A 23,390-nucleotide genomic window follows, 5' to 3' on the forward strand; every position below is an offset into this window, starting at 1 on the left:
CAAGGTGAAGTTAAAGTCTTACTTGAAGTTTGCCGCGTAGCCGCTAGAATCCTGATCTATATTGATGGCAAACCGCCTGCGTCCCGACGCAGGCGGTTTTGTTTTCTGTCGAATCGGCAGTAAAAGCCGCAGCCAGATCAGGATGTTCTGCTTATGACGATGCCGGCCCGCCTCACCCTGATGTTCTTCGCAGCGCTGCTCAGCGCCTGCGCCAGCCGTACTCCACCGCCAGCCCCCGTGGTTCGCGCGCCCATTGTGTTCGGATCCTCCCAGGCCTTTTCTCCCGCTGCCGAAGACGTGCTGTTCCGTGCGCTCGGACTGGTGGGTACGCCTTATCGCTGGGGTGGCAACACACCCGATTCCGGTTTCGATTGCAGCGGTCTGATCGGTTTTGTGTACCGCGATGCCGCCGGCATCAGCCTGCCGCGTTCGACGCGCGAGATGATCGTCATGCAGGCGCCGAATGTCGGCAAGGAAGGGCTGCAGACCGGTGACCTGATCTTCTTTGCCACCAACGGCGGCTCTCAGGTCAGCCATGCAGGGATCTATGTCGGGGAAGGGCGCTTTGTTCATGCGCCGGCCACGGGTGGTACGGTGAAGCTGGACAGCCTGTCGAAAGCTTATTGGCAGAAAGCCTATCTGAGCGCCAAGCGCGTTTTGCAGCCGGAGCATCTGGCGCACAATCCGTAACGCTGCGAATCAAGAAAAAACCGTGGGAGCCCATTGGCTCCCACGGTTTTTTTGTTTCCGGGTCACGCTATTTAGCCGCAGAAACTCGCCACACCTTGTTCCCTACATCGTCCGCCACCAGCAATCCACCTTGCTGGTCGATCACCACGCCGACCGGGCGACCCATGGCGTTCTCGTCCTTGTCGAGAAAACCGGTCAGAACATCCACTGGCGTTCCGCTCGGCTTGCCGGCCGCAAAGGGCACGAAGATCACCTTGTAACCACTGTGCGGTTTGCGGTTCCACGAACCGTGCTGGCCGATGAACGCACCTTCCTTGAATTGGGCCGGCAGTGTGTTGCCCTCGGCGAAGGACAGGCCCAGTGAGGCCGTGTGTGGGCCGACGGCGTAGTCCGGTGCAATGGCCTTCGCCACCAGGTCCAGGTTTTGCGGTTTCACGCGCACATCGACGTGCTGGCCGTAATAGCTGAAGGGCCAGCCATAGAAACCGCCGTCCTTGACCGAGGTGATGTAGTCCGGCACCAGATCACTGCCGATTTCGTCCCGTTCGTTGACGGCGGTCCACAGGGCGCCACTTTGAGGTTCCCAGGCCAGGCCATTGGGGTTGCGCAGGCCAGAGGCGAAGATCCGGTGATTGCCGCTGGCGCGATCCACTTCCCAGATTGCGGCGCGGCCTTCTTCCTGATCCAGGCCGTTTTCGCCGACGTTGCTGTTCGAGCCGACAGTGACGTAAAGCTTGCTGCCGTCCTTGCTGGCGATGACGTTCTTGGTCCAGTGGTGGTTGAGCGGGCCGCCCGGCAGATCCACGATCTTGATCGGCTGGCTCTTGATTTCCGTTGCGCCGGGTTCGTAGTGAAAACGCAGCAAGCGGTCGGTGTCGGCGACGTACAGGTCATTGCCGACCAATGTCATCCCGAACGGTGAATTGAGATTTTGCAGGAACACCGTACGCGTCTCGGCCACGCCGTCGTGATCGGCATCACGCAGCAGGGTGATGCGGTTCGGGCTCGGTACGCCGGCCCCGGCGCGGCCCATGACTTTCTTCATCACCCAGCCGCGAATGCCTTTGCTGTCCTCGGGTTTCGGTGGGGCATTGGTTTCGGCCACCAGTACGTCGCCATTGGGCAGCACGTAGAGCCAGCGCGGGTGATCAAGGTTCTCGGCAAATGCCGCTACCTGAGTGCCTGCCGCCGGCGTCGGTTTCGCGCCGGCCGGCCAGCCGATCGCCGGGGCGATGTTCACCGTCGGGATCAGGGTTTTATTCGGTTCGGGCAGTTTGGGAGACGGGCCGGTGCCGTCCGAGACTTGCAGGCTGGAGGATTCGCCGCAGGCGCTGAGCCCGCCGGCGAGTGCGATGACGAAAAGGAGGTGGGGCTTGCGCATTGCTGATCTTCCCTATGAATGCATTCCTGATCATAGAGAAGTGCGCGAGCCCGATGGTTCAACTCCTCAGCCGCGAGCTTCCTTGAACAGCACGGCAATGCCGGGGTGATAGTTGCCGGCCTCGCTGCGCAATTTGCGGTAGGCGTAGGGGAAATACCAGGCGACGGCGCAGGTGTGTTCCTTTTGCAGGTCGTCGACCATGTCCTGCAGTTCTTCAGGGCTGGCGCTGTGCTGGGCTTTCTGCGGAGCGACGAACAGGCAGCCGAGCTTGAGATCGCTGGCGTAGCTGATGCGCTTCGCGTCACTGGTGATATCGGCCAGCGCCTGGGTCAGGTGCAGGCTGTTGACCCGCGGCCAGCGCTGAGTCGCCTGGATGTAGGCGCGATCTTCGGCGCCGGCCAGAAACAGGTCGGCCCGGGCATTGCGTTCGCCTTCTTCATTCTGCTTGCGGGTGGCGGTGTCGCGCAGGGTCACCAGTTCGGCCATCCAGGCGGCGGCGGACAGCAAGCCGAGGTTGGCTTTCTCGTCGTGCCAGTAGGGTGTGTCGTTGTCGCCGCGCACGGCGTTGTAGCGGTCGATGCAGTCGAACCAGCGTTCCAGCACCGGGCGCAGGAATTCCAGCCGCGGATTGCTGATGATCATGCCTTGCATGGTGCTCTCCCTTGTTATTGTGATGTGCTCTCTGCAGTCAAAAAGCATGGCTCTTTGATATCACTGCTGACAGTGTGGCACAAGATTGGCGTCAGATAATTGATCGGCGGCAGTTATTTGCCGCGCAGCGCCCTCTTCATTTGACGCTCCACCCCCAACCCTCTAACCTTCGCGGCTTGTTTCAGGTGCTCTGTGACCGCTGTCGACAGAGTGAAACAGGGAAGCCGGTGAGGATTGTCTTCACGCGAAGAGCCATCACGATCCCGGCGCTGCCCCCGCAACGGTAAATGAGTGAAAGCTGCGTTCGATGCCACTGCTGCAAAGCGGGAAGGCGCGCAGCCAGGCGTGAGCCGCTCATGAGCCCGGAGACCGGCCTGATCCATCCAGCGGCATCACGGTGGGCGATGCCAGGCTTGTTGCCGTCTATTCTTGTGCCTGCCCGCCGTTATCCAGCCTCAACGGAGAGCTCCCCATGACTGATTCCCTCGAACGCGACGAGCGTCACCTGGCGCGCATGCAGCGCAAAAAAGCCGTGATCGACGAGCGCATCGCCAATTCGCCAGACGAATGCGGTCTGGTGCTGGTGTTGACCGGCAACGGCAAAGGCAAAAGCAGCTCGGCGTTCGGCATGCTCGCCCGTGCCATGGGCCACGGTATGCAGTGCGGTGTGGTGCAGTTCATCAAGGGCCGCAACAGCACCGGGGAAGAGCTGTTCTTCCGCCGCTTCCCCGAGCAGGTGCGTTTTCATGTGATGGGCGAAGGCTTCACCTGGGAAACCCAGGACCGCCAGCGCGACATCGCCGCCGCCGAGGCTGCCTGGGAGGTTTCTCGTGAGTTGCTGCGTGATCCGTCGATCGGTCTGGTGGTGCTCGATGAGCTGAACATTGCCCTCAAGCACGGTTACCTCAACCTGGATCGGGTGCTCAGCGACTTGCAGGCCCGTCCGCCGATGCAACACGTCATCGTCACCGGCCGCGCCGCCAAACCGGAAATGATCGAGATGGGCGACACCGTCACCGAAATGGGCATGATCAAGCACGCCTTCCAGGCCGGTATCAAAGCGCAGAAAGGCGTCGAACTTTGAATCAGCCTCGTCACTGTCCGGCGGTTCTGATTGCCGCGCCGGCCTCCGGCCAGGGCAAGACCACCGTCACCGCCGCGCTGGCCCGCCTGCACCGCAATCAGGGGCGCAAGGTCCGGGTGTTCAAGTGCGGGCCGGATTTTCTCGATCCGATGATCCTCGAGCGCGCCAGCGGTGCACCGGTCTATCAACTGGACATGTGGATGGTCGGCGAGCAGGAAAGCCGTCGCCTGTTGTGGGAAGCCGCCGCCGACGCCGATCTGATCCTGATCGAAGGCGTGATGGGCTTGTTCGATGGCACACCGTCGAGCGCCGATCTGGCCCGGCATTTCGGTGTTCCCGTGCTCGGCGTGATCGACGGCACCGCCATGGCCCAGACGTTCGGTGCGCTGGCCCTGGGCCTGGCGCGCTATCAGCCGGACTTGCCGTTCGCCGGCGTGTTGGCCAATCGCGTCGGCACCGTGCGCCATGCGCAATTGCTCGAAGGCAGTCTCACCGAAGGTTTGCGCTGGTACGGCGCGCTGTCCCGGGAAACCGGGATCGAGTTGCCAAGCCGCCATCTCGGCCTGGTGCAGGCCAGCGAACTCAATGACCTCGATGTGCGCCTCGACGCCGCTGCCGAAGCGCTGGCCGGCACGTGCGAGGTCGCGCTGCCGCCGGCCGTCGAATTCGCCGCGCCTGAAACCGTGAAGACCGAAAGACTGCTCGAAGGTGTGCGCATTGCTGTCGCCCGTGACGAAGCCTTCGCTTTCACTTATGGCGCCAGTCTCGATCTGTTGCGGGCGATGGGCGCGCAGTTGAATTTCTTCTCGCCGATCCACGACACGGCGTTGCCCGAGGCCGACAGTCTGTATCTGCCTGGCGGTTATCCGGAACTGCACCACGTTGTCTTGGCGCAAAACACCGAAATGCTCGAAGCCATCCGCGTGCATCACGCCGCCGGCAAGCCGCTGCTCGCCGAGTGTGGCGGAATGCTCTATCTGCTGGATTCGTTGACCGATGTCGAAGGCATCCGCGCCGGACTGGTCGGTTTGCTCAAGGGGGATGCGGTGATGCAAAAGCGTCTGGCGGCACTGGCGTTGCAGTCCGTCGAACTGCCGGAAGGCCTGCTGCGCGGCCACACCTATCACCATTCCCTGACCACCACCGAACTGACACCGATTGCCCGAGGCCACAGCCCCAACGGTGGGCGCGGGGCGGAAGCGGTGTATCGCGAAGGAAGGATGACAGCCTCCTACGTGCACTTTTATTTCCCGTCGAATCCGTCGGCGATCGCTGCGCTGTTGGTGCCATGACCGACAACGCATTCACTGAGTCCGAGCGCGCAGCGGTTTACCGCGCCATCGCCGAACGCCGCGACATGCGCCACTTCAGCGGCGGCACGGTCGAGCCCCGATTGCTGCGCCGATTGCTTGAGGCCGCGCATCAGGCACCGAGCGTCGGCCTGATGCAGCCGTGGCGCTTCATTCGCATCAGCGACCGCGCCTTGCGTGGTCAGATCCGCAATCTTGTAGAGGAAGAACGCGTGCGCACCGCCGAGGCACTTGGCGAGCGCAGTGACGAGTTCATGAAACTCAAGGTCGAAGGCATCAATGACTGCGCCGAAGTGCTGGTTGCTGCGTTGATGGACGACCGCGAACGGCACATTTTCGGGCGCCGCACGCTGCCGGAAATGGACATGGCGTCGCTGTCCTGCGCGATCCAGAACCTGTGGCTGGCCGCTCGCGCCGAAGGCCTGGGCATGGGCTGGGTGTCGCTGTTCGAACCGCAGGCGCTGGCCGATCTGCTGAAGCTGCCGGCAGGGGCCAAGCCGCTTGCGGTGCTTTGCCTGGGGCCGGTCGAGGCATTCTATCCGGCGCCGATGCTGGTACTCGACGGCTGGGCGCAGGAGCGTCCGCTCAGTGAACTGCTGTATGAAAATGTTTGGGGAGTGAATCAATGAGTGTGGCGTTGCTGAGTGTCGCCGCCGTTGCGCTGGATGCGCTGCTGGGTGAACCGAAACGCTGGCATCCGCTGGTGGCGTTCGGCAATTTCGCCGGGCGCATCGAGCAACGATTCAACACCGGCGGGCGCGGCTGGCGCAGCCATGGCGTCACCGCGTGGGTGATTGCCGTGCTGCCGCTGACCCTGCTCGCCACGGCATTGTCCTGGGCGCCGTATGTGGGCTGGATCGTCGAGATCGTTGCGCTGTATTGCGCCCTCGGCATGCGCAGCCTCGGTGAGCACGTCGAGCCGGTGGCCAAGGCCCTGCGCAGCGATGATCTGGAGGAGGCGCGCAAGCGTGTGGGTTACCTGGTCAGCCGTCAGACCCGTGAGCTGGACAGCACCGCCGTCGCCCGTGCCGCTACCGAGTCGGTGCTGGAAAATGGCAGTGATGCAGTGTTCGCCGCGATCTTCTGGTTTGTCGTGGCCGGTGTGCCGGGCGTGGTGCTCTATCGCCTGAGCAACACCCTCGACGCAATGTGGGGTTATCGCAACGAACGTTTCGAGCGTTTCGGCTGGGCCGCGGCAAAAATCGACGATGTCCTCAATTACATGCCTGCGCGTCTGGTGGCGTTGACCTACGCGCTACTGGGCAAGACCCGGCTCGCGCTGAAATGCTGGCGCACCCAGGGCCCGAAATGGGACAGCCCGAACGCCGGTCCAGTGATGGCGGCCGGCGCAGGTGCCTTGGGCGTCGAGCTGGGCGGCCCGGCGATCTATCACGGTGAGCTGCACGAGCGTCCGCAATTGGGCGAAGGTGCGCCGGCGGATGCCGATTCCATTGATCGCGGCTGGCAATTGGTTCAGCGCGGGGTATGGTTATGGCTGCTGATTCTCTGCGTGGGGGCTGAATTCTATGCTTGAGCACGGTGGCCGGCTGCGCAGGGCGGCGCGCGAATACGGCATCGCGGAAGAAGACTGGCTCGACCTGTCCACCGGTCTGGCGCCGTGGCCGTTCCCGGTCCCGGAGATTCCGCTGCGGGCCTGGGCGCGCTTGCCGGAAACCGATGACGGTCTGGAGCAAGCGGCGTGTGACTACTACGGCGCTGCGCAGGTATTGCCGGTGGCCGGTTCGCAGATGGCCATCCAGTTGCTGCCGCGATTGCGCCGGGCCGGCAAGGTTGGCGTGCTGTCGCCGTGTTATGCCGAGCATGCCGAGGCCTGGCGGCGCAACGGTTATATCGTTCGCGAAGTGTTGGAGCAGGAAGTCGAGTTTTTCCTCGACAGCCTCGACGTGCTGGTGGTGGTCAACCCGAACAACCCTACGGGCCTTGGCCTGACCCCGGCGCGTCTGCTCGACTGGCACGCGCGGCTGGCCCAGCGCGGTGGCTGGCTGGTGGTCGATGAAGCGTTCATGGACAACACGCCGCAACTGAGTCTGGCGCCGTATACCCATCAGGTCGGGCTGATCGTGTTGCGTTCCTTCGGCAAGTTCTTCGGGCTGGCCGGTGTGCGGCTGGGGTTCGTGCTGGCCGAGCGCAAGTTGCTCCGCTTACTGGCCGAGCAGGTGGGGCCCTGGGCTGTCAGCGGGCCGACCCGGGTGCTGGGGCAGGCGTGCCTGCAAGACACTGAAGGTCATACACGTCAGCGGATCCGCAGCGACGAAGCCAGCGAGCGGCTGGCCGCGCTGCTCGAGCGCCATGGCTTCAAGCCCCAGGGCGGCTGCGCGCTGTTTCAGTGGCTGATCACCGAGCATGCTTACGCACTGCATGAATTCATGGCCCGGCGCGGCATCCTGCTGCGTCTTTTCACGCACAACAGCAGCCTGCGTTTCGGCCTGCCGGCCAATGCCGCCGATGAGGTGCGTCTTGAACAGGCCTTGCAAGCTTTCGCCGTGGACCGCTCGATGGAAAAGACACCCGCATGACCACTTTAATGGTGCAGGGCACCACCTCCGACGCCGGCAAAAGTACGCTGGTGACCGCGCTGTGCCGCTGGGCGACCCGTCAGGGCGTCGCCGTGGTGCCATTCAAACCGCAGAACATGGCGCTCAACAGCGCGGTGACCGCCGACGGCGGCGAGATAGGCCGGGCGCAAGCGGTGCAGGCGCAGGCCTGCGGTCTTGAACCGCACACCGACATGAACCCGGTGCTGCTCAAGCCCAACAGCGACATCGGCGCCCAGGTCATCATCCATGGGCGTGCAGTCAGCAGCATGAACGCCGTCGGCTATCACGACTACAAAGCCATCGCCATGCAGGCCGTGCTGGCCTCTCACGAGCGCTTGAGCGCTGCATATCCGCTGGTGATGGTCGAGGGCGCGGGCTCGCCGGCAGAAATCAATCTGCGCGCCGGCGACATCGCCAACATGGGCTTCGCTGAAGCGGTGGACTGCCCGGTGCTGCTGATTGCCGACATTAACCGTGGCGGCGTATTTGCCCATCTGGTGGGCACGCTGGAATTGCTGTCGCCGAGCGAGCAGGCGCGGGTGAAGGGCTTTGTCATCAATCGCTTTCGTGGCGACATCGCTTTGCTGCAACCGGGCCTCGACTGGCTGGAGCAGCGCACCGGCAAACCGGTGGTGGGCGTGCTGCCTTACGTGATGGATTTGCATCTGGAAGCCGAGGACGGCATCGACCGGCGTCAGACCGACAAGGCCGAGCAAGTCCTGAAAGTGGTGGTGCCGGTGCTGCCGCGCATCAGCAACCACACCGATTTCGATCCGCTGCGGCTGCATCCTCAGGTGGATCTGCAGTTCATTGGCCCGGGGCAGACGATTCCGCCAGCCGATCTGATCATCCTGCCGGGCTCGAAAAGCGTGCGCAGCGATCTGGCCTGTCTGCGTGCCAATGGCTGGGAAACCGCCATCCGTCGTCATCTGCGCTATGGCGGCAAACTGCTGGGGATTTGCGGCGGCCTGCAAATGCTCGGCGAGCAGGTGCATGATCCGCTGGGTCTGGAAGGCGCGCCCGGTTCCAGCGCAGGTTTCGGTCTGCTGGCATTTGAAACGCAGCTTGAAGCCGAGAAGCAGTTGCGCAATGTGCGCGGGCGCCTGGCGCTGGAGGATGCCGAGGTCAGCGGTTATGAAATTCATGCCGGTGTGACGACGGGGCCTGCGCTGGAAAATGCTGCTGTCCATCTGGATGACGGTCGCTGTGATGGTGCGCAAAGTCTCGACGGGCAGATTTTCGGCACCTACCTGCACGGTTTGTTCGAGTCGCCGGCGGCCAGTGCGGCGCTGTTGCGCTGGGCCGGTTTGAACGATGTGCAGGAGGTGGACTACCACGGCCTGCGCGAGCGCGATATCGAGCGGCTGGCGGATCTGGTGGAGAAGCATCTGGATACCGATTTGTTGCGTGAACTCTGTGGAATGTGATTTGCCCATGCCGTCCTCATCGCGAGCAGGCTCGCTCCCACTTTGAAATGCGTTCCACTGTGGGAGCGAGCCTGCTCGCGAAGACGGTCGTTGTAGCACCCGATATTTATAGGATGTATTCATGCTCCAACTGATCCTGGGTGGCGCCCGTTCCGGCAAAAGTCGCCTGGCCGAAAAGCTCGCCACTGACAGTGCGCTGGCCGTGACATACATCGCCACCAGCCAGCCGCTGGATGGCGAGATGAATGAGCGCGTCGCCCATCATCGGGCGCGACGTCCTGCCGAATGGGCATTGATCGAAGAACCGCTGGAACTGGCTCGAGTGCTGCGCGAAACCGCCCGCACCGAGCGTTGCCTGCTGGTGGATTGCCTGACGCTGTGGCTGACCAATCTGCTGATGCTCGAAGACACCGAACGTCTCGCCGCCGAACGCGAAGCCCTGCTCGAATGCCTGGCATCGCTGCCGGGTGAAATCATTTTTGTCAGCAACGAGACCGGAATGGGTGTCGTGCCGCTGGGCGAATTGACTCGCCGCTACGTCGATGAAGCCGGTTGGCTGCATCAAGCTCTGGCCGAGCGTTGTCAGCGAGTCGTCCTGACCGTCGCCGGCCTGCCCCTGACCTTGAAAGGACCTGCGTTATGACCCAAGCCTGGTGGCTGAACCCGTGCAAACCGGTGGATACGGACGCTGTTGAAAACGCGGCGGCGCGTCAGCAGCAATTGACCAAACCTGCCGGCTCTCTCGGGCAGCTCGAATCGGTGGCGGTGCAACTGGCCGGGTTGCAGGGCCGGATCAAGCCGACACTCGATCAGGTCTGGATCGCGATTTTTGCTGGCGACCACGGTGTTGTGGCCGAAGGGGTTTCGGCGTTTCCGCAGGAAGTCACCGGGCAGATGCTGCTGAACTTTGTCAGCGGCGGCGCGGCGATCAGCGTGCTGGCGCGGCAGCTCGGCGCACAGCTTGAGGTCGTGGATCTGGGCACCGTGACCTCGTCGTTGAACCTGCCGGGCGTGCGTCACTTGAATATCGGTCCGGGCACGGCAAATTTCGCGAAGGGGCCGGCAATGACTCCGGCTCAGGGCGAACTCGCTTTGCAGGCCGGCCGCGACAGCGTGTTGCGGGCGAAGGCAGCCGGCGCGCAATTGTTCATCGGTGGCGAAATGGGCATCGGCAACACCACGGCCGCCAGTGCGCTGGCCTGCGCGCTGCTCGATTGCCCGGTCGCCCATTTGACCGGCCCTGGCACCGGGCTGAATGCCGAAGGCGTCAGCCACAAGGCGCAGGTGATCGAGCGGGCGCTGGCGTTGCACGCTTCGCAACGTGAGGATGTGTTGCAGACGCTGTGCAATCTCGGTGGCTTTGAGATTGTGGCTTTGGTCGGTGCGTATCTGGCGTGCGCTCAGGAAGGTGTGGCGGTGTTGGTGGATGGTTTCATCTGCACCGTCGCGGCGCTGGTGGCAGTGCGGCTGAATCCGGCCTGTCGTGAATGGCTGCTGTTTGGTCATCGCGGTGCCGAGCCGGGTCATCGCCACGTGCTGGAAACCCTTGGCGCCGAGCCGCTGCTGGAGCTGGGCCTGCGCCTGGGCGAGGGCAGTGGCGCCGCGCTGGCGGTGCCGTTGCTGCGTCTGGCCTGTGATCTGCACGAGCAGATGGCAACCTTCGCCGAAGCGGCGGTGACGGATCGTCCGGCATGACCTTGCGTCTGGACCTGCTGCGCCACGGTGAAACCGAACTCGGCGGCGGCCTGCGCGGCAGCCTCGACGATGCCTTGACCGAACAGGGTTGGACACAGATGCGCGAGGCGGTGATCGGGCAGGGGCCCTGGCATCGGCTGGTCAGTTCGCCATTGCAGCGGTGCGCGCGTTTCGCCGAAGAACTCGGCAGGCAATTGGGTTTGCCGGTCTCGCAAGACAAGGACTTGCAAGAGCTGCATTTCGGTAGCTGGGAAGGGCAGAGCGCAGCGGCGCTGATGGAGACCGATGCCGAAGCGCTCGGGCTGTTCTGGGCGGATCCGTATGGGTTCACCCCGCCTCGGGGCGAGCCGGTTGCCGAGTTTTCGGCGCGGGTGCTGGCAGCCATCACGCGGTTGCATGCGGCGCATGCGGGGGAGCGGCTGTTGCTGGTCAGTCACGGCGGCGTCATGCGCCTGTTGCTGGCCCGCGCCCGTGGCTTGCCCCGCGAGCAGTTACTCAATGTCGAAGTCGCTCATGGCGCGCTGTTTTCACTGGTTGTCGAAGCGGATGGTTCGCTCAAGGAAGTGTGCTGACATGCTGCCCCTGTGGATCGCCCTGCAGTTTCTCAGCAGCCTGCCGATTCGTCTGCCGGGCATGCCGGCGCCTGAACAGCTCGGGCGCTCGCTGCTGTTCTATCCGCTGGTGGGCTTGCTGTTCGGCCTTATTCTCTGGGCGTTGAACTTCGCTCTGGTCGGCGCTCCCTTGCTGTTGCATGCCGCGTTGCTGCTGACGGTGTGGGTGCTGCTCAGCGGCGCCCTGCACCTTGACGGCCTGGCGGACAGCGCCGATGCGTGGCTCGGCGGTTTTGGTGACCGCGAGCGAACCCTGACGATCATGAAGGATCCGCGCAGCGGGCCGATCGCGGTGGTGACGCTGGTGCTGGTCCTGCTGCTCAAGTTCGCGGCATTGCTGGCGTTGATCGAAAAACAGCAAGGCATGGCGCTGATCATCGTGCCGCTGCTGGGGCGGGCGGCACTGCTTGGGCTGTTTCTCACCACGACCTATGTGCGGGCCGGCGGGTTGGGGCAGGCGCTGGCCGATCATTTGCCGCGCAAGGCAGGCTGGTGGGTGCTGCTGGGCAGTTCGCTGGCGTGTCTGCCGATCGCCGGTTTCAAGGCTGTCGTTGCATTGCCGCTGGCGATCGTGGTGTTCATCTGGTTGCGGAATCTGATGGTGCGGCGGCTGGGTGGAACCACGGGGGATACGGCGGGAGCGTTACTGGAATTGCTGGAGATGGCCGTGCTCGTCGGGCTGGCTTTGTGTTGATCTGTAACTTGATTTAACAGACTCGCGGGTATATACACGCATCATGCTTCCTTCTCAGTGTTTGTGCACCAACCTGCGTCGCGCCGCCCGTGGCGTCAGCAGGCATTACGACGGCGCTCTCGACGGCTTCGGGATCAACGTTGCCCAGTATTCTCTGCTGTGCAATCTGCAGCGTCTGGATCAACCGAGCATTTCCGAACTGGCTGAAGCCATGGGGCTGGATCGCAGCACGCTCGGGCGCAATCTGCGGGTGCTGGAAGGCGAGGGGCTGGTGACGCTGGCCGAGGGCGAAGACATGCGCAACCGCATCGTCCGGCTTACCGAAACCGGTGTACAACGCCTGGCAGCAGCCCTGCCGGCCTGGGAAGCGGCGCAGCAGCGGTTGATCGACCGTCTCGGCGCCGAGAAGCGTGAAACCTTGCTGCGGCTATTGGATGAACTGGCTTGAGGGCCGGTTTTTTCCGACTTTAAGCGGGTATATACCCGTGAATGGAGAATAACAATGAGTTCGATGTGGCGTACGTGCGGTTGGGTATTGCTGGGAAGTGCGCTGATTCTGGCGTTGTCATTGGGCGTGCGGCACGGCTTCGGCCTGTTCCTGTCACCGATGAGCGCCCAGTTCGGTTGGGGGCGTGAAGTGTTTGCCTTTGCCATCGCGTTGCAAAACCTGATCTGGGGCCTGGCGCAACCCTTCACCGGCGCGCTGGCTGACCGCTTCGGCGCGGCGAAAGTGGTGCTGATCGGTGGCGTGCTCTACGCCTTGGGCCTGGTGTTCATGGGCCTGTCGGAAACGGCGTTGGGCCTGTCCCTGAGCGCTGGTTTGCTGATCGGTATCGGCCTGTCCGGCACTTCCTTCTCGGTGATTCTGGGCGTGGTCGGCCGTGCTGTGCCGCCGGAAAAACGCAGCATGGGCATGGGCATCGCAAGTGCTGCCGGTTCTTTCGGCCAGTTCGCGATGCTGCCGGGCACCCTGGGGCTGATCGGCTGGCTCGGCTGGTCGACGGCGTTGCTGGCGCTGGGCCTGCTGGTGGCGCTGATCGTGCCGCTGGTGAGCATGCTCAAGGACAAGCCGCTGCCGGTGCTCGGGCATGAACAAACCCTGTCCGAAGCCTTGCGTGAAGCCTGCTCGCATTCCGGGTTCTGGCTGCTGGCGTTCGGTTTCTTCGTCTGCGGTTTCCAGGTGGTGTTCATCGGCGTGCACTTGCCGGCGTATCTGGTCGATCAACATCTGCCGGCTACCGTCGGCACCACAGTGCTGGCGTTGATCGGGCTGTTCAACATCTTCGGCACCTACACCGCCGGCTGGCTCGGCGGGCGCATGTCCAAGCCACGTCTTTTGACTGGCCTGTATCTGCTGCGGGCGGTGGTGATCGTGCTGTTCCTCTGGTTGCCGGTGACGACGACCACGGCGTATCTGTTCGGCATGGCGATGGGTTTCCTGTGGCTGTCGACCGTGCCGTTGACCAACGGTACGGTGGCGACCTTGTTTGGCGTGCGAAACCTGTCCATGCTCGGCGGGATCGTGTTCCTGTTCCATCAGCTCGGCTCGTTCCTCGGTGGCTGGCTGGGCGGGGTGGTGTATGACCGAACCGGGAGTTATGACTTGATCTGGCAAGTGGCGATTCTCTTGAGCCTGTTGGCGGCCGCGCTGAACTGGCCGGTGCGCGAGCGTCCGGTCGAACGTCTGCAGGCCCGTGCGAGCGCGGCATGAAACGAGTCTGGCCACGAATCGCCATCACCGCACTCGGCGCTGCCTTCCTGGCGCTGGTGTGGTGGGGCTGGCATCAGGGTGGCCTGGCGCTGATGCAGTTGGGCATGGGCGCTTGCGTGTAGGCTTGGAGGGCGAGTAACGTCGGGTTCTGACGACTGCTCAAGGAGGCCCGACATGCTCAAGCGCTGGTGTGCTGTTCCCGCGTTGCTGATGGCGTTGACCGGACTGGCCCGGGCCGCGGACTGCCCGGAATTGCTGCAAGGTTCTCTGCCCAAATTGCGGGCCAAGGAATCCATCAACCTGTGCCAGCGCTACGCCGACAAGCCGCTGGTGGTGATCAACACCGCCAGCTTCTGTGGTTTCGCTCCGCAGTTCGAAGGCCTCGAAGCGCTCAATCAGCGCTACAAGGGCCAAGGGCTGGAAATGCTTGGCGTGCCCTCCAACGACTTCAAGCAGGAGTCCAGGGACAGCGCCGAGACCGCCAAGGTCTGCTACGCCAACTACGGCGTGACCTTCACCATGACCGAGCCGCAGAAAGTTCGTGGTGACGATGCTACCCATCTGTTCCAGGTCCTGGCCGCGCAAAGCAGCGCGCCGAAGTGGAATTTCTACAAATATGTGGTCGATCGCCAGGGCAAGGTAATAGCCAATTTCTCCAGCCTGACCAAACCGGATGATCCGGAGTTTCTTGCGGCCATCGAGAAAGCCATTGCGTCGAAACCACTGAAACCCTGATCGACACCCACCAAAAAGCCCCGCCTCTATAAAGAGTGCGGGGCTTTTGGGTGGCGAGGCCTCAAATGGTAAAGCGCTCAGCCTCGTCGTGCAGCGTCAGAAGCGGTAGGTCGCACCGACACCGAAACCGTTTGCCGAGTTTTCATACTTGGCATCGTAGCTCTGGCCACGATTGTTTTCGTTGCGGACTTTGACCGATTCTTCCTGCAGGTACGAGTAGGCGACGTCGATGGTCAGGTCTGGGGTCGGACTCCAGCCGGCACCGATACTGAAGATGGTCCGGTCACCGGTAGGAATGCGCGGCGAACGGTCGACGTTGTTGGTCGGTGCCTGGTCGAAGGTCAGACCGGTACGCAGTACCCATTCCTTGTTCAACTGGTAGGAAGTACCGATGGCGTAAGCCCAGCTGTCATGCCAGTTCTGATCTTCGGTGATCTCGCCGAACTGACCGGCCAGCAGCGGCTGGACACCGGAGTTCTTGACGGTGATCTTTTCCAGCTGGCTCCAGCGGGTCCAGGTGGTACCGGCGTAGACGTTCCAGCGATCGTTGATCTCTTGGGTGACCGAGAAGTCCACGGATTCTGGCGTGGTGATCTTCAGCGAAGCGTCGTACTTCTGGCTGGCGCCCAGGCCGACGGCGGCCAGTGCGCCGTAGTTGACCTTGGTGTTGCCTTCGAGCTTGTAATCGACCTTGGAGTGGTAGGTCAGGCCCAGGCGCGTGGTGTCGGTCGCTTGAACCAGCACACCGACGTTGTAGCCCAGTGCGGTGTCGTCACCCTTGATCTTGACCTTGCCGTCCGGCAGGGCCTGAGTGATCGACAGGTTGGACTCCAGCGAGCCATCGATACGGTTGATGGTCGGACCGAAACCAACCGAAACCACGTCGTTGAACTTGTAGCTGACGGTTGGCTGGAAGGTGATGACCTGGACTTTGGACTTGCTGCCGAAGTAACGGCCGGCAAAGCCTTTTTCATAGTCGGTAATCAGGCCGAAGGGTACATATACACCCAGGCCGAATGCCCAATGCTCGTCGATCGGCTTGACGTAGTAGCCCATAGGTACGGAGGTGAAGGGCACCATGTCGCCTTTGTTGCTGCCGCCGTTAGGGCTGGAGCTGGCGTGGCTGATATCGGTCTTGGCATCGAGGAATGCAACACCACCGGTGACTTGTTCGCGGGTCAGGCGCGACATGCCGGCAGGGTTGCCGTATACAGTGCTTGCGTCGTCGGCAGAAGAAGAACGCCCAGCGTAACCAGTCCCCATCCCGCTGATGCTGTGTTCGTTGATGGCAAAGCCAGCGGCGAAAATCTGCGTGGATGCCAGGGAAACGGCGAGGCTGATGGTGGTTTTGAGCATTACTTTTTTCATTATTAGAACTCCTGGTGATCACCGGGGCGAAAATTACCAACATTTTCGTTCCAGCGCTATAGTCCGTATTGCTTGAGATAGAGCGGTTTTGTAGGACAATCCGACCAGATTCGCGACCTGTTGGACGATCTTCCGGAACTGGTCGGTCAGCAAGCGACCTGATTCAGCGGTGAAACACAGGTTTGCCAGGCACAGGTGAAGTCGCGCAGGCGACCCTGGGGCTGGAAGGTCTGACGCCAGATGCGCGCCATGGCGAGCAGGTCGTCGGACTCGGGGAGGGTGGGGGTCTGTTCTTCCACCAGCAGCCAGGCGATGGCGGTGGCGTAACGCAGATTGACGGTCAATTCGAGGTGCGGACTGCTGAGAAACGCATGTTGGCTGGCAAGGCCGCGAACCAGGCTGGCGCGCTCCGGATCCAGCGCCAGGTAATGGTCCCAGAGTGCCTGATGGCGTTGCTCTGCAATTCGGTACAGACCGTGACCGCGGCGGTCGTGCAGGGCGGAACCCAGGGCGGACTGGCTGGCGGCGATGCCCAGCAGCAGGGATTCGGCGGTGGCGCAGTGGCGTCCCAGATAGATCAGTGTCGGACGGATCACATAGCGGCACAGTTCGCTGGCAGCGATACCCATAAAGCCCTCGGTTCTTGTTATTGGACGGCGAGGCCTGAAGGGGAGCTTGGCAGCTGTGAATCGAATCAGGCCCGCCGAAAGCGGATCAAGCCGCTTGAGTTGAAGTGTAGTGTCATATTCACGACGTAAAGGCCTGTTTTTAAAATATTACCGGCGTCCAGTTATATCCCTTATACCCGTTGGTGCTTAACCGTGATCGATGAAAAGAGAAACATCGGGCAATAAAAAGCCCCGCATTTTCGGCGGGGCTTTTGCTTTTGCAGCCATTTCGGCCTCTCAGGCAATCAGCGCCTGGCGGGTGCGGTCGATCACGGCCTGCAGCGGTTCGGCGCTGGAGTACTGATCGGGATACAGACGCTCGCTGTGGCGGGCGATCCCGTGTTCATTGACCACGGTGAAGCTGAAGCAGCCTTTGCGAGCGGCCATGATCAGGCAGTTCATTGGAGCAAAAGCGTTGGTCAGGGTGCGAATGGCATCCTCGGTCTGGATTTGAGTAGACATAGTTATCAGGTGTTCCTACAAATGACACGGATAAGAACCGTGCAACGTTAAAACGTTCCAGTAACGCAGACCACCATGGGTCGAACGAAGAACCTGACTGGAACAAGGCAGCCAGATTGAAGCGCTGAAAAGTTGGCGCGCTTGGGCTGGCAGGTAGGTACTTAGGAGGACAGGCAACACATCGAGGGCAGAGGTTCCGGGCCCGGGGTGAAGATCCTGATCAATTTGCAGGTTGGTTCGGTCAGAGTAACGAGTCCTTGCAACATCCTTTGATTCGTTTCAAAGGCTGTGTCGTTGCAGGCGTTACCTGGAAACCATCGAGAGGTCGGGCCCGTTTTATCGGTGGCTTCTCGACGAGAAGGCTGACCGTGGGGTTGTTCGACCGGAATTGACTTTCAGCTTGGTACTAACGGCGCGGATGGTAACGGAGCACATTGAAAAAGGCAAACCTGAATTTCAGAATGAGCGCGAGCCATTTTCTTCAGGCTCTGGTGTTGCTCCGAATTGGTTCAGCCTTTGACCGCTGGTCGAATCGCAGGACTGGCGAGGCAGACGCATCGTAGCGGCCAGCTCCCCTTCCTGGATGTTGAAACGACCCGAAAAAGCGCACCGATATAACCGCGTAACAGGTACTTGTGCACATTAGTTGCGCGGACGGTAACGCCACTGTCACATCATTCCTGACCCTGATGGCTGCCCGTATCGAAAGTTTAAGTCAATGAAAAACATCGCTTTTTTTTACTGGTGAAAAAATCGTCAGTTTGACTGCGAGCCCCATTCCACAAGGCTTTGCGACGTATCGGGAGGGGTTGTCCACTGAGTTATCCACAGCTTCTGTGGATTGTCCCTGGCGCTTGCTCTAGGACGGGCGTGCCGGGTTTTTTTCGACTTTACCTGTGCGAAAAAGAGAGTAGAGTGGCGCGCCTTCCGATTTGTCCCACAGTGCTTTATGAAGTTTCGCTCAGCTCCAGAATCTGTTACTTCCCGACCCCTGCCTGTTACTGCTCCCAAGCGATTTTCCGTACGCGTGGCCGAATGGCTGCTCGACAGCCCGCGCCTGAGTGAAAGCCGGAACGCCAAGCATCTTGCCGGTCGGCTGCTCAAGCAACCGGCCCGGGAGGGTGTGGTTGTGGCGCAAAGCCGCCTCGGTCAGTTGATGTGCCGTGAGTGCGGCAACGCCCGGGATCGCCGTATCGGGCAGGATCTGCTGCGTCAGGCCGCCCGTGCGGGTGACCGGCGTGCGCAGCAGGAACTGGGCCTGATCGAAGACTGAGCTGTCCAAGACCTGACGCCTTGGTTAACCTTCAGGCTTTATCGGATCGGCGGACATGACTATGGCGATGGACTTGACCAGCATCTTGCTCGGGTTGGCAGGCGCGGCCTTGCCGCTGCTGGCACTGGCCTGGCAACTGCAACGCCGGGCCGGTCAAGGCGAATCGCAAGTCGCGTTGCTCGAAGAGCGACTGGCCATGGCGCAAATGGCACAGGACGGCCTCAACGCCCAGCTCGAAGCCTGTCGTGATGAAATCGCCGACCTCGGCCAGGCCAACGCCGCGAAACAGGCGGATCTTGCCGCCGTGCGCCGTGAGGTGGAACTGTTGCAGATCGAGCGCGACGACGCCCGCGACGCGGCCCACGCCTGGAACCTCGAACGCGCCAACAAGGACGCCGAGCTGCGCCGTCTGGACGCCCGGGCGGCTTCGCTGACCGCCGAACTGCGTGAGCAGCAGCAAAGCCATCAGCAGCGCCTGGATGATCTGCAAGGTTCCCGCGACGAATTGCGCGCCCAGTTTGCCGAACTGGCAGGCAAAATCTTCGACGAGCGTGAACAGCGCTTTGCCGAAACCAGCCAGCAGCGACTCGGGCAATTGCTCGATCCGTTGAAAGAACGTATCCAGTCTTTCGAAAAGCGCGTCGAGGAAAGTTATCAGGCTGAAGCCCGCGAGCGCTTCTCGCTGGCCAAGGAGCTGGAGCGACTGCAACAACTGAACTTGCGCCTGAGCGATGAAGCGACCAACCTGACCCGCGCCCTCAAAGGGCAGAAAACCCAGGGCAACTGGGGCGAGCTGATTCTTGAACGGGTGCTGGAGCACGCCGGGCTGGAGAAAGGCCGCGAGTACCAGACCCAGGTCAATCTCAAAGGTCCGGACGGCGAGCGCTTCCAGCCGGACGTGATCATTTATTTGCCGGGCGACAAGCAGGTGGTGGTCGACTCCAAGGTCAGTCTCACTGCTTATCAGCAATACGTTGCTGCGGACGACGATGCTATCGGCCAGATCGCCATGAAACAGCACGTGCTGTCGCTGCGCAGTCACGTCAAAGGTCTGGCCGGCAAGGACTACAAGCGTCTGGAAGGGTTGCACAGCCTCGATTTCGTCTTGTTGTTCGTGCCGATCGAGGCTGCATTTTCGGCGGCGTTGCAGGCCGAACCTGCGCTGTTCCAGGAGGCTTTCGACCGCAACATCGTGATTGTCAGTCCGACCACGCTGCTCGCCACTTTGCGGGTCATCGACAGTCTGTGGAAGCAGGAGCGCCAGAGTCAGAACGCCCGGGAAATCGCCGAGCGGGCCGGATGGCTGTACGACAAGTTCGTGCTGTTCATTCAGGATCTGGACGAAGTCGGCAATCGCCTGCAGCAACTGGACAAAGCCTACAGCGCAGCGCGAAACAAGCTGACGGAAGGGCGCGGCAATCTGGTCAGTCGCAGCGAGCAGCTCAAAATGCTCGGTGCACGAGCGAGCAAGAGCCTGCCGACGGATCTGCTGGAGCGCGCAATGACCGATGCCGACGGCCTGGTCGAACTGCCTGAGTAAACCGCCTTTCTAAAGTGGCAGATAGCGACTCAACAACGCCCGCAGCGCGGCCGGTTTCACTGGTTTGGCCAGATAATCCAGACCTGCGCCGTGTACCAGCGCCACGGTTTCCGGGTGCCCGTCGGCGCTGATCACCACGCCGGGCACCGGCTCGCCCAGTCGTGTGCGCAACCAGGCCATCAGGTCGGTGCCGGTTTCGCCGTGATCGAGGTGAAAATCCACCAGCGCCAGTTGCGGCCGCACGCCATCGTCGAGCAGTGCCGCGCATTCCTCGCGGTTGCGCGCCGTCCACACCTGACAACCCCAGCGCGTCAGCAAGCTGTTCATGCCGATCAGAATGCTGTCTTCGTTGTCGATGCACAGCACCTTTGCGCCGCTGTGCAGTTTGCCGTTGAGTTCGATCGTCGCACCTGGCTGTGCGGCCTGCATCCGCGCCAGCGGCACCCGCACACTGAACACACTGCCGCGCCCCGGCCATGAACGTACGCGCAGAGTATGCCCGAGCACCCGGCACAGACCGTCGGCGATGGCCAGACCCAGTCCCAGGCCTTTTTCGGCGCGGGTCTGATGACTGTCGAGGCGTTTGAATTCTTCGAAAATCACCTGCTGCTTGTCTTCCGGAATTCCTGGCCCGCGATCCCAGACTTCCAGGCAGACTTCGCCTTGACGTCGACGTACGCCCAGCAGGACCGGGCCTTTGGCGTAGCGGAAGGCGTTGGTCAGGAAGTTCTGCAGGATCCGCCGCAGCAACTTGATGTCACTGTCGATGCGCAAGTGACTGCCGCGCACCCGGAAACTCAGGCCTTGTTCCTGAGCCAGCGCCGTGAATTCCGCCCCCAGGGTGTCGAACAACTCATTGACCGCGAACGGCTTGCGATCCGGGTTGATCTTGCCGTTTTCCAGGCGGGAAATGTCCAGCAGGTCGCTGATCAGGTCTTCCGCCGAGCGCAGTGAGCTGTCCAGATGCTGCACCAGTTTCTGCGCTTCGCCGCTCAGTCCGTCTTCTTGATGGGAGAGGGCGGCGGAGAACAGCCGCGCGGCATTCAGCGGTTGCATCAAGTCATGGCTGACAGCGGCCAGAAAGCGGGTTTTCGACTGGTTGGCCGCCTCGGCATTGCCCTTGGCTTCCGTCAGCGCGAGGTTGAGTTGCGACAGCTCCTGAGTCCGTTCGCTGACCCGTTGCTCCAGCCCTTCGTTGGCCTCGGTCAGTGCCTGTTCGGCTTCGCGGAACGCGGTGATGTCGGTGAAACTCATGACGAAACCGCCGCCGGGCATCGGGTTGCCGATCAGCTCGATCACCCGGCCGTTGGGGAACAGTCGCTCGGAGGTATGGGCGCGACCCTGACGCATCCAGTGCAGGCGTCGGGCGACGTGGACTTCCGCCTCGCCGGGGCCGCACAAGCCGCGCTCGGCGTTGTAGCGAATGATGTCGGCAATCGGCCGGCCGACGCTGATCAAACCGTCCGGATAATTGAACAGCTCCAGATATCGGCGGTTCCAGGCCACCAGCTTCAGCGACTGGTCGACCACGCTGATGCCCTGGGTGATGTTCTCGATGGCGCCTTGCAGCAGGGCACGGTTGAACTGCAGCACTTCAGAGGCTTCGTCGGCGATCCGGACGACGTCCTCCAGCTGCATTTCCCGACCTTCGATCGCGGCTTTTACGACGGCTCGCGTCGAAGAAGCACCGAGGACACCGGCCAACAAGCGTTCCGTGTGGGCGATCCACTCGCTGTCGGCATTCTGATTCGGGTTGAAGCCTTTGCCCTGACGGTAGGCGAAGCGGATGAAGCTCTGTCGCGCACGTTCTTCACCGACAAACCGCGCCGCCAGTTGCAGCAAATCGTCGATCTGCACCGCCAGCATCGAACGCGCACTGGGCCGTGCGCTGATTTCCTGACCGATGAAGCGGCCCGCCTGCCAGTGTTCCGATACTCGCGTGCGCGACAGCACCGAAACCCAGGCGAACAGGGTGAAATTGCCGGCCAGTGACAACACTACGCCTTGGGTCAATGGGCTGATCGGCAGGTTCAGCGGATTGCTGTGCAGCCAGGCCAGGCCGGGGAACGTGTCCAGTGACCAGCCGAGGCTGCGGGCGGCAATCGGCAGAATCAGCGTGTAGAACCAGAGGAAGGTGCCGGCGGCGAGGCCGGCGAACACGCCACGACGGTTGGCCTGTTTCCAGTACAGCGCGCCGAGCATGGCCGGTGCCAGTTGGGTCACGGCGGCGAAGGCGATCTGGCCGATGGTCGCCAGGCTCGCGGTGGAGCCCAGCAAGCGATAGCTGACATAAGCCAGCAACAGAATGACCACGATGCTGACCCGGCGCACCGAGAGCATCCACTGCCGGAACACTTCGAACGGTCGCTCGGCATTGTTGCGGCGCAGCAGCCACGGCAGCAGCATGTCATTGGACACCATGGTCGACAGCGCCACGCTCGCCACGATCACCATACCGGTGGCCGCCGAGGCGCCACCGATGAAGGCCAGCATCGCCAGCGCCGGATGAGCCTGGGCCAGCGGCAGGCTGATGACGAAGGAGTCCGGGATGACGGAGCCGGGCAACATCATCTGACCGGCCAGCGCGATCGGGACGACAAACAATGCCGCCAACGCGAGGTAGGCCGGAAACACCCACTTGGCCAGACGCAGATCCTGCGGGTCGATGTTTTCCACCACGGTGACATGAAACTGCCGGGGCAGGCAGATGATCGCCATCATCGCCACGCCGGTCTGCACCACCATCGAGGGCCAGTTGATGGTTTCTTTCCAGTATTCCTCAAGGCGCGGGGCGAGCATCGCCTGATTGAACAGGTCGTCGAAGCCGTCATACAGGCCGAAGGTGACGAAGGCGCCGACGGCAAGGAACGCGAACAGTTTCACCAGCGACTCGAAGGCAATCGCCAGCACCATGCCTCGGTGGTGCTCGGTGGCGTCAAGGTTGCGCGTACCGAAAACGATGGTGAACAGCGCCAGCACCAGCGACACGATCAGTGCCGTATCCTGGGCGCGGGTGCCCATGGCATCTGCACCGGCACCGATCAACAGGTTTACACCCAGGACGATGCCTTTGAGTTGCAAGGCGATATAAGGCAGGACGCCCACCAGACAGATCAGTGCGACCACCACCGCCAGCGTTTGGGATTTGCCATAGCGGGCGGCGATGAAGTCGGCGATGGAGGTGATGTTCTCCTGTTTGCTGATCATCACCATTTTCTGCAGGACCCACGGCGCGCCCAGCAACAGCAGGATCGGCCCCAGATAGATCGGCAGGAATGACCACAGTTGTTCGGCCGCCTGACCGACCGCACCAAAGAACGTCCAGCTGGTGCAGTAGACCGCCAGCGACAGGCTGTACACCCAGGCACGCATCCGCGGCGGCAACGGCGCGCTGCGGCGGTCGCCGTAGAAGGCGATGGCGAACATGATGGCCATATAGGCCAGGGCGACGGCGGCGATCAGCCCGGTGGACAACGACATGGAGCACTCCCGACAAAATACGACCGGACTTGCGCCCGGTCAGACAGTCTCG

The 23,390-nt window shown here is 62.1% G+C and carries 23 protein-coding genes and 1 riboswitch; of the genes, 17 read left to right on the top strand and 6 right to left on the bottom strand.

Annotation, left to right across the window (positions count from 1 at the left end; all coding sequences use genetic code 11):
• Positions 1-153 precede the first annotated feature (153 nt).
• On the top strand, positions 154-690 hold the full coding sequence (locus NWV16_RS09025; RefSeq protein ID WP_260522755.1) for a C40 family peptidase: 537 nt from the start codon (positions 154-156) through the stop codon (positions 688-690).
• A gap of 67 nt (positions 691-757) precedes the next feature.
• On the opposite strand, the gene NWV16_RS09030 is transcribed toward NWV16_RS09025, so the two are convergent.
• Together NWV16_RS09030 and NWV16_RS09035 are read right to left on the bottom strand one after the other, a co-directional pair.
• Positions 758-2,071, bottom strand: coding sequence for a PQQ-dependent sugar dehydrogenase (locus NWV16_RS09030; RefSeq protein WP_260522756.1), 1,314 nt, complete (start codon positions 2,069-2,071; stop codon positions 758-760).
• Positions 2,072-2,137: 66 nt separating this feature from the next.
• The gene (locus tag NWV16_RS09035; RefSeq protein WP_065260444.1) at positions 2,138-2,722 is read right to left on the bottom strand and encodes a hypothetical protein; all 585 of its coding nucleotides are present in this window, start codon (positions 2,720-2,722) and stop codon (positions 2,138-2,140) included.
• Between the two features lie 166 nt (positions 2,723-2,888).
• Positions 2,889-3,115: riboswitch (cobalamin riboswitch) on the top strand.
• A gap of 79 nt (positions 3,116-3,194) precedes the next feature.
• On the opposite strand from NWV16_RS09035, the gene cobO reads away from it, so the two are divergent.
• From cobO to NWV16_RS09105, 14 genes are all read left to right on the top strand, one after another.
• Positions 3,195-3,806, top strand: a complete 612-nt coding sequence (gene cobO / locus NWV16_RS09040; protein ID WP_260522757.1) for a cob(I)yrinic acid a,c-diamide adenosyltransferase — start codon at positions 3,195-3,197, stop codon at positions 3,804-3,806.
• Positions 3,803-5,098: a cobyrinate a,c-diamide synthase gene (locus NWV16_RS09045; protein WP_260522758.1), complete on the top strand. Its 1,296-nt coding sequence runs from the start codon at positions 3,803-3,805 to the stop codon at positions 5,096-5,098. Before cobO ends, NWV16_RS09045 begins: the two co-directional genes overlap by 4 nt.
• On the top strand, positions 5,095-5,745 hold the full coding sequence (gene bluB, locus NWV16_RS09050) for a 5,6-dimethylbenzimidazole synthase (protein WP_260522759.1): 651 nt from the start codon (positions 5,095-5,097) through the stop codon (positions 5,743-5,745). Before NWV16_RS09045 ends, bluB begins: the two co-directional genes overlap by 4 nt.
• The gene (gene cbiB / locus NWV16_RS09055; RefSeq protein WP_260522760.1) at positions 5,742-6,650 is read left to right on the top strand and encodes an adenosylcobinamide-phosphate synthase CbiB; all 909 of its coding nucleotides are present in this window, start codon (positions 5,742-5,744) and stop codon (positions 6,648-6,650) included. The genes bluB and cbiB overlap by 4 nt, the downstream gene beginning before the upstream one ends.
• A complete protein-coding gene (cobD, locus tag NWV16_RS09060; RefSeq protein ID WP_260522761.1) occupies positions 6,643-7,653 on the top strand; it encodes a threonine-phosphate decarboxylase CobD in 1,011 nt (336 codons plus the stop codon). Before cbiB ends, cobD begins: the two co-directional genes overlap by 8 nt.
• Complete coding sequence (locus NWV16_RS09065; RefSeq protein ID WP_260522762.1) at positions 7,650-9,101, top strand: cobyric acid synthase; 1,452 nt, start codon at positions 7,650-7,652, stop codon at positions 9,099-9,101. Before cobD ends, NWV16_RS09065 begins: the two co-directional genes overlap by 4 nt.
• A 121-nt stretch (positions 9,102-9,222) precedes the next feature.
• On the top strand, positions 9,223-9,744 hold the full coding sequence (gene cobU, locus NWV16_RS09070) for a bifunctional adenosylcobinamide kinase/adenosylcobinamide-phosphate guanylyltransferase (protein ID WP_260522763.1): 522 nt from the start codon (positions 9,223-9,225) through the stop codon (positions 9,742-9,744).
• Positions 9,741-10,796, top strand: a complete 1,056-nt coding sequence (gene cobT / locus NWV16_RS09075; RefSeq protein ID WP_260522764.1) for a nicotinate-nucleotide--dimethylbenzimidazole phosphoribosyltransferase — start codon at positions 9,741-9,743, stop codon at positions 10,794-10,796. Before cobU ends, cobT begins: the two co-directional genes overlap by 4 nt.
• Positions 10,793-11,368, top strand: coding sequence for an alpha-ribazole phosphatase family protein (gene cobC / locus NWV16_RS09080; RefSeq protein ID WP_260522765.1), 576 nt, complete (start codon positions 10,793-10,795; stop codon positions 11,366-11,368). The genes cobT and cobC overlap by 4 nt, the downstream gene beginning before the upstream one ends.
• Position 11,369: 1 nt before the next feature.
• Positions 11,370-12,101: an adenosylcobinamide-GDP ribazoletransferase gene (locus NWV16_RS09085; RefSeq protein WP_260522766.1), complete on the top strand. Its 732-nt coding sequence runs from the start codon at positions 11,370-11,372 to the stop codon at positions 12,099-12,101.
• 43 nt (positions 12,102-12,144) lie between these two features.
• On the top strand, positions 12,145-12,549 hold the full coding sequence (locus NWV16_RS09090) for a MarR family winged helix-turn-helix transcriptional regulator (RefSeq protein WP_260522767.1): 405 nt from the start codon (positions 12,145-12,147) through the stop codon (positions 12,547-12,549).
• A 54-nt stretch (positions 12,550-12,603) separates the two neighbouring features.
• Positions 12,604-13,812 carry an MFS transporter gene (locus NWV16_RS09095; protein WP_260522768.1) on the top strand — a complete coding sequence of 403 codons (1,209 nt, stop codon included), beginning with the start codon at positions 12,604-12,606 and terminating at the stop codon, positions 13,810-13,812.
• Positions 13,809-13,934 (top strand): hypothetical protein, encoded by a 126-nt coding sequence (locus NWV16_RS09100; RefSeq protein ID WP_260522769.1) that lies wholly within the window; start codon positions 13,809-13,811, stop codon positions 13,932-13,934. Before NWV16_RS09095 ends, NWV16_RS09100 begins: the two co-directional genes overlap by 4 nt.
• 52 nt (positions 13,935-13,986) lie before the next feature.
• Positions 13,987-14,547 (top strand): glutathione peroxidase, encoded by a 561-nt coding sequence (locus NWV16_RS09105; RefSeq protein ID WP_260522770.1) that lies wholly within the window; start codon positions 13,987-13,989, stop codon positions 14,545-14,547.
• Positions 14,548-14,643: 96 nt separating this feature from the next.
• Here the strand turns inward: NWV16_RS09105 and NWV16_RS09110 are convergent, their stop codons facing one another.
• The 3 genes from NWV16_RS09110 to NWV16_RS09120 all read right to left on the bottom strand — a co-directional run bounded on the left by NWV16_RS09110 (position 14,644) and on the right by NWV16_RS09120 (position 17,045).
• On the bottom strand, positions 14,644-15,915 hold the full coding sequence (locus NWV16_RS09110; RefSeq protein WP_260522771.1) for an OmpP1/FadL family transporter: 1,272 nt from the start codon (positions 15,913-15,915) through the stop codon (positions 14,644-14,646).
• A 146-nt stretch (positions 15,916-16,061) separates the two neighbouring features.
• The gene (locus tag NWV16_RS09115) at positions 16,062-16,544 is read right to left on the bottom strand and encodes a hypothetical protein (RefSeq protein ID WP_260522772.1); all 483 of its coding nucleotides are present in this window, start codon (positions 16,542-16,544) and stop codon (positions 16,062-16,064) included.
• Between the two features lie 276 nt (positions 16,545-16,820).
• On the bottom strand, positions 16,821-17,045 hold the full coding sequence (locus NWV16_RS09120; protein WP_065260428.1) for a hypothetical protein: 225 nt from the start codon (positions 17,043-17,045) through the stop codon (positions 16,821-16,823).
• Positions 17,046-17,994: 949 nt separating this feature from the next.
• Here NWV16_RS09120 and NWV16_RS09125 point away from each other — a divergent pair.
• Positions 17,995-18,318, top strand: a complete 324-nt coding sequence (locus NWV16_RS09125; RefSeq protein ID WP_260522773.1) for a sel1 repeat family protein — start codon at positions 17,995-17,997, stop codon at positions 18,316-18,318.
• A 175-nt stretch (positions 18,319-18,493) separates the two neighbouring features.
• The gene (gene rmuC, locus NWV16_RS09130; RefSeq protein WP_260523499.1) at positions 18,494-19,858 is read left to right on the top strand and encodes a DNA recombination protein RmuC; all 1,365 of its coding nucleotides are present in this window, start codon (positions 18,494-18,496) and stop codon (positions 19,856-19,858) included.
• A 9-nt stretch (positions 19,859-19,867) separates the two neighbouring features.
• Here rmuC and NWV16_RS09135 read toward each other — a convergent pair whose 3' ends face one another.
• Positions 19,868-23,338 carry a hybrid sensor histidine kinase/response regulator gene (locus tag NWV16_RS09135; protein WP_260522774.1) on the bottom strand — a complete coding sequence of 1,157 codons (3,471 nt, stop codon included), beginning with the start codon at positions 23,336-23,338 and terminating at the stop codon, positions 19,868-19,870.
• Positions 23,339-23,390 lie beyond the last annotated feature (52 nt).

The organism is Pseudomonas sp. BW7P1 (assembly GCF_024981055.1).
Classification (GTDB): Bacteria; Pseudomonadota; Gammaproteobacteria; order Pseudomonadales; family Pseudomonadaceae; genus Aquipseudomonas; species Aquipseudomonas bananamidigenes.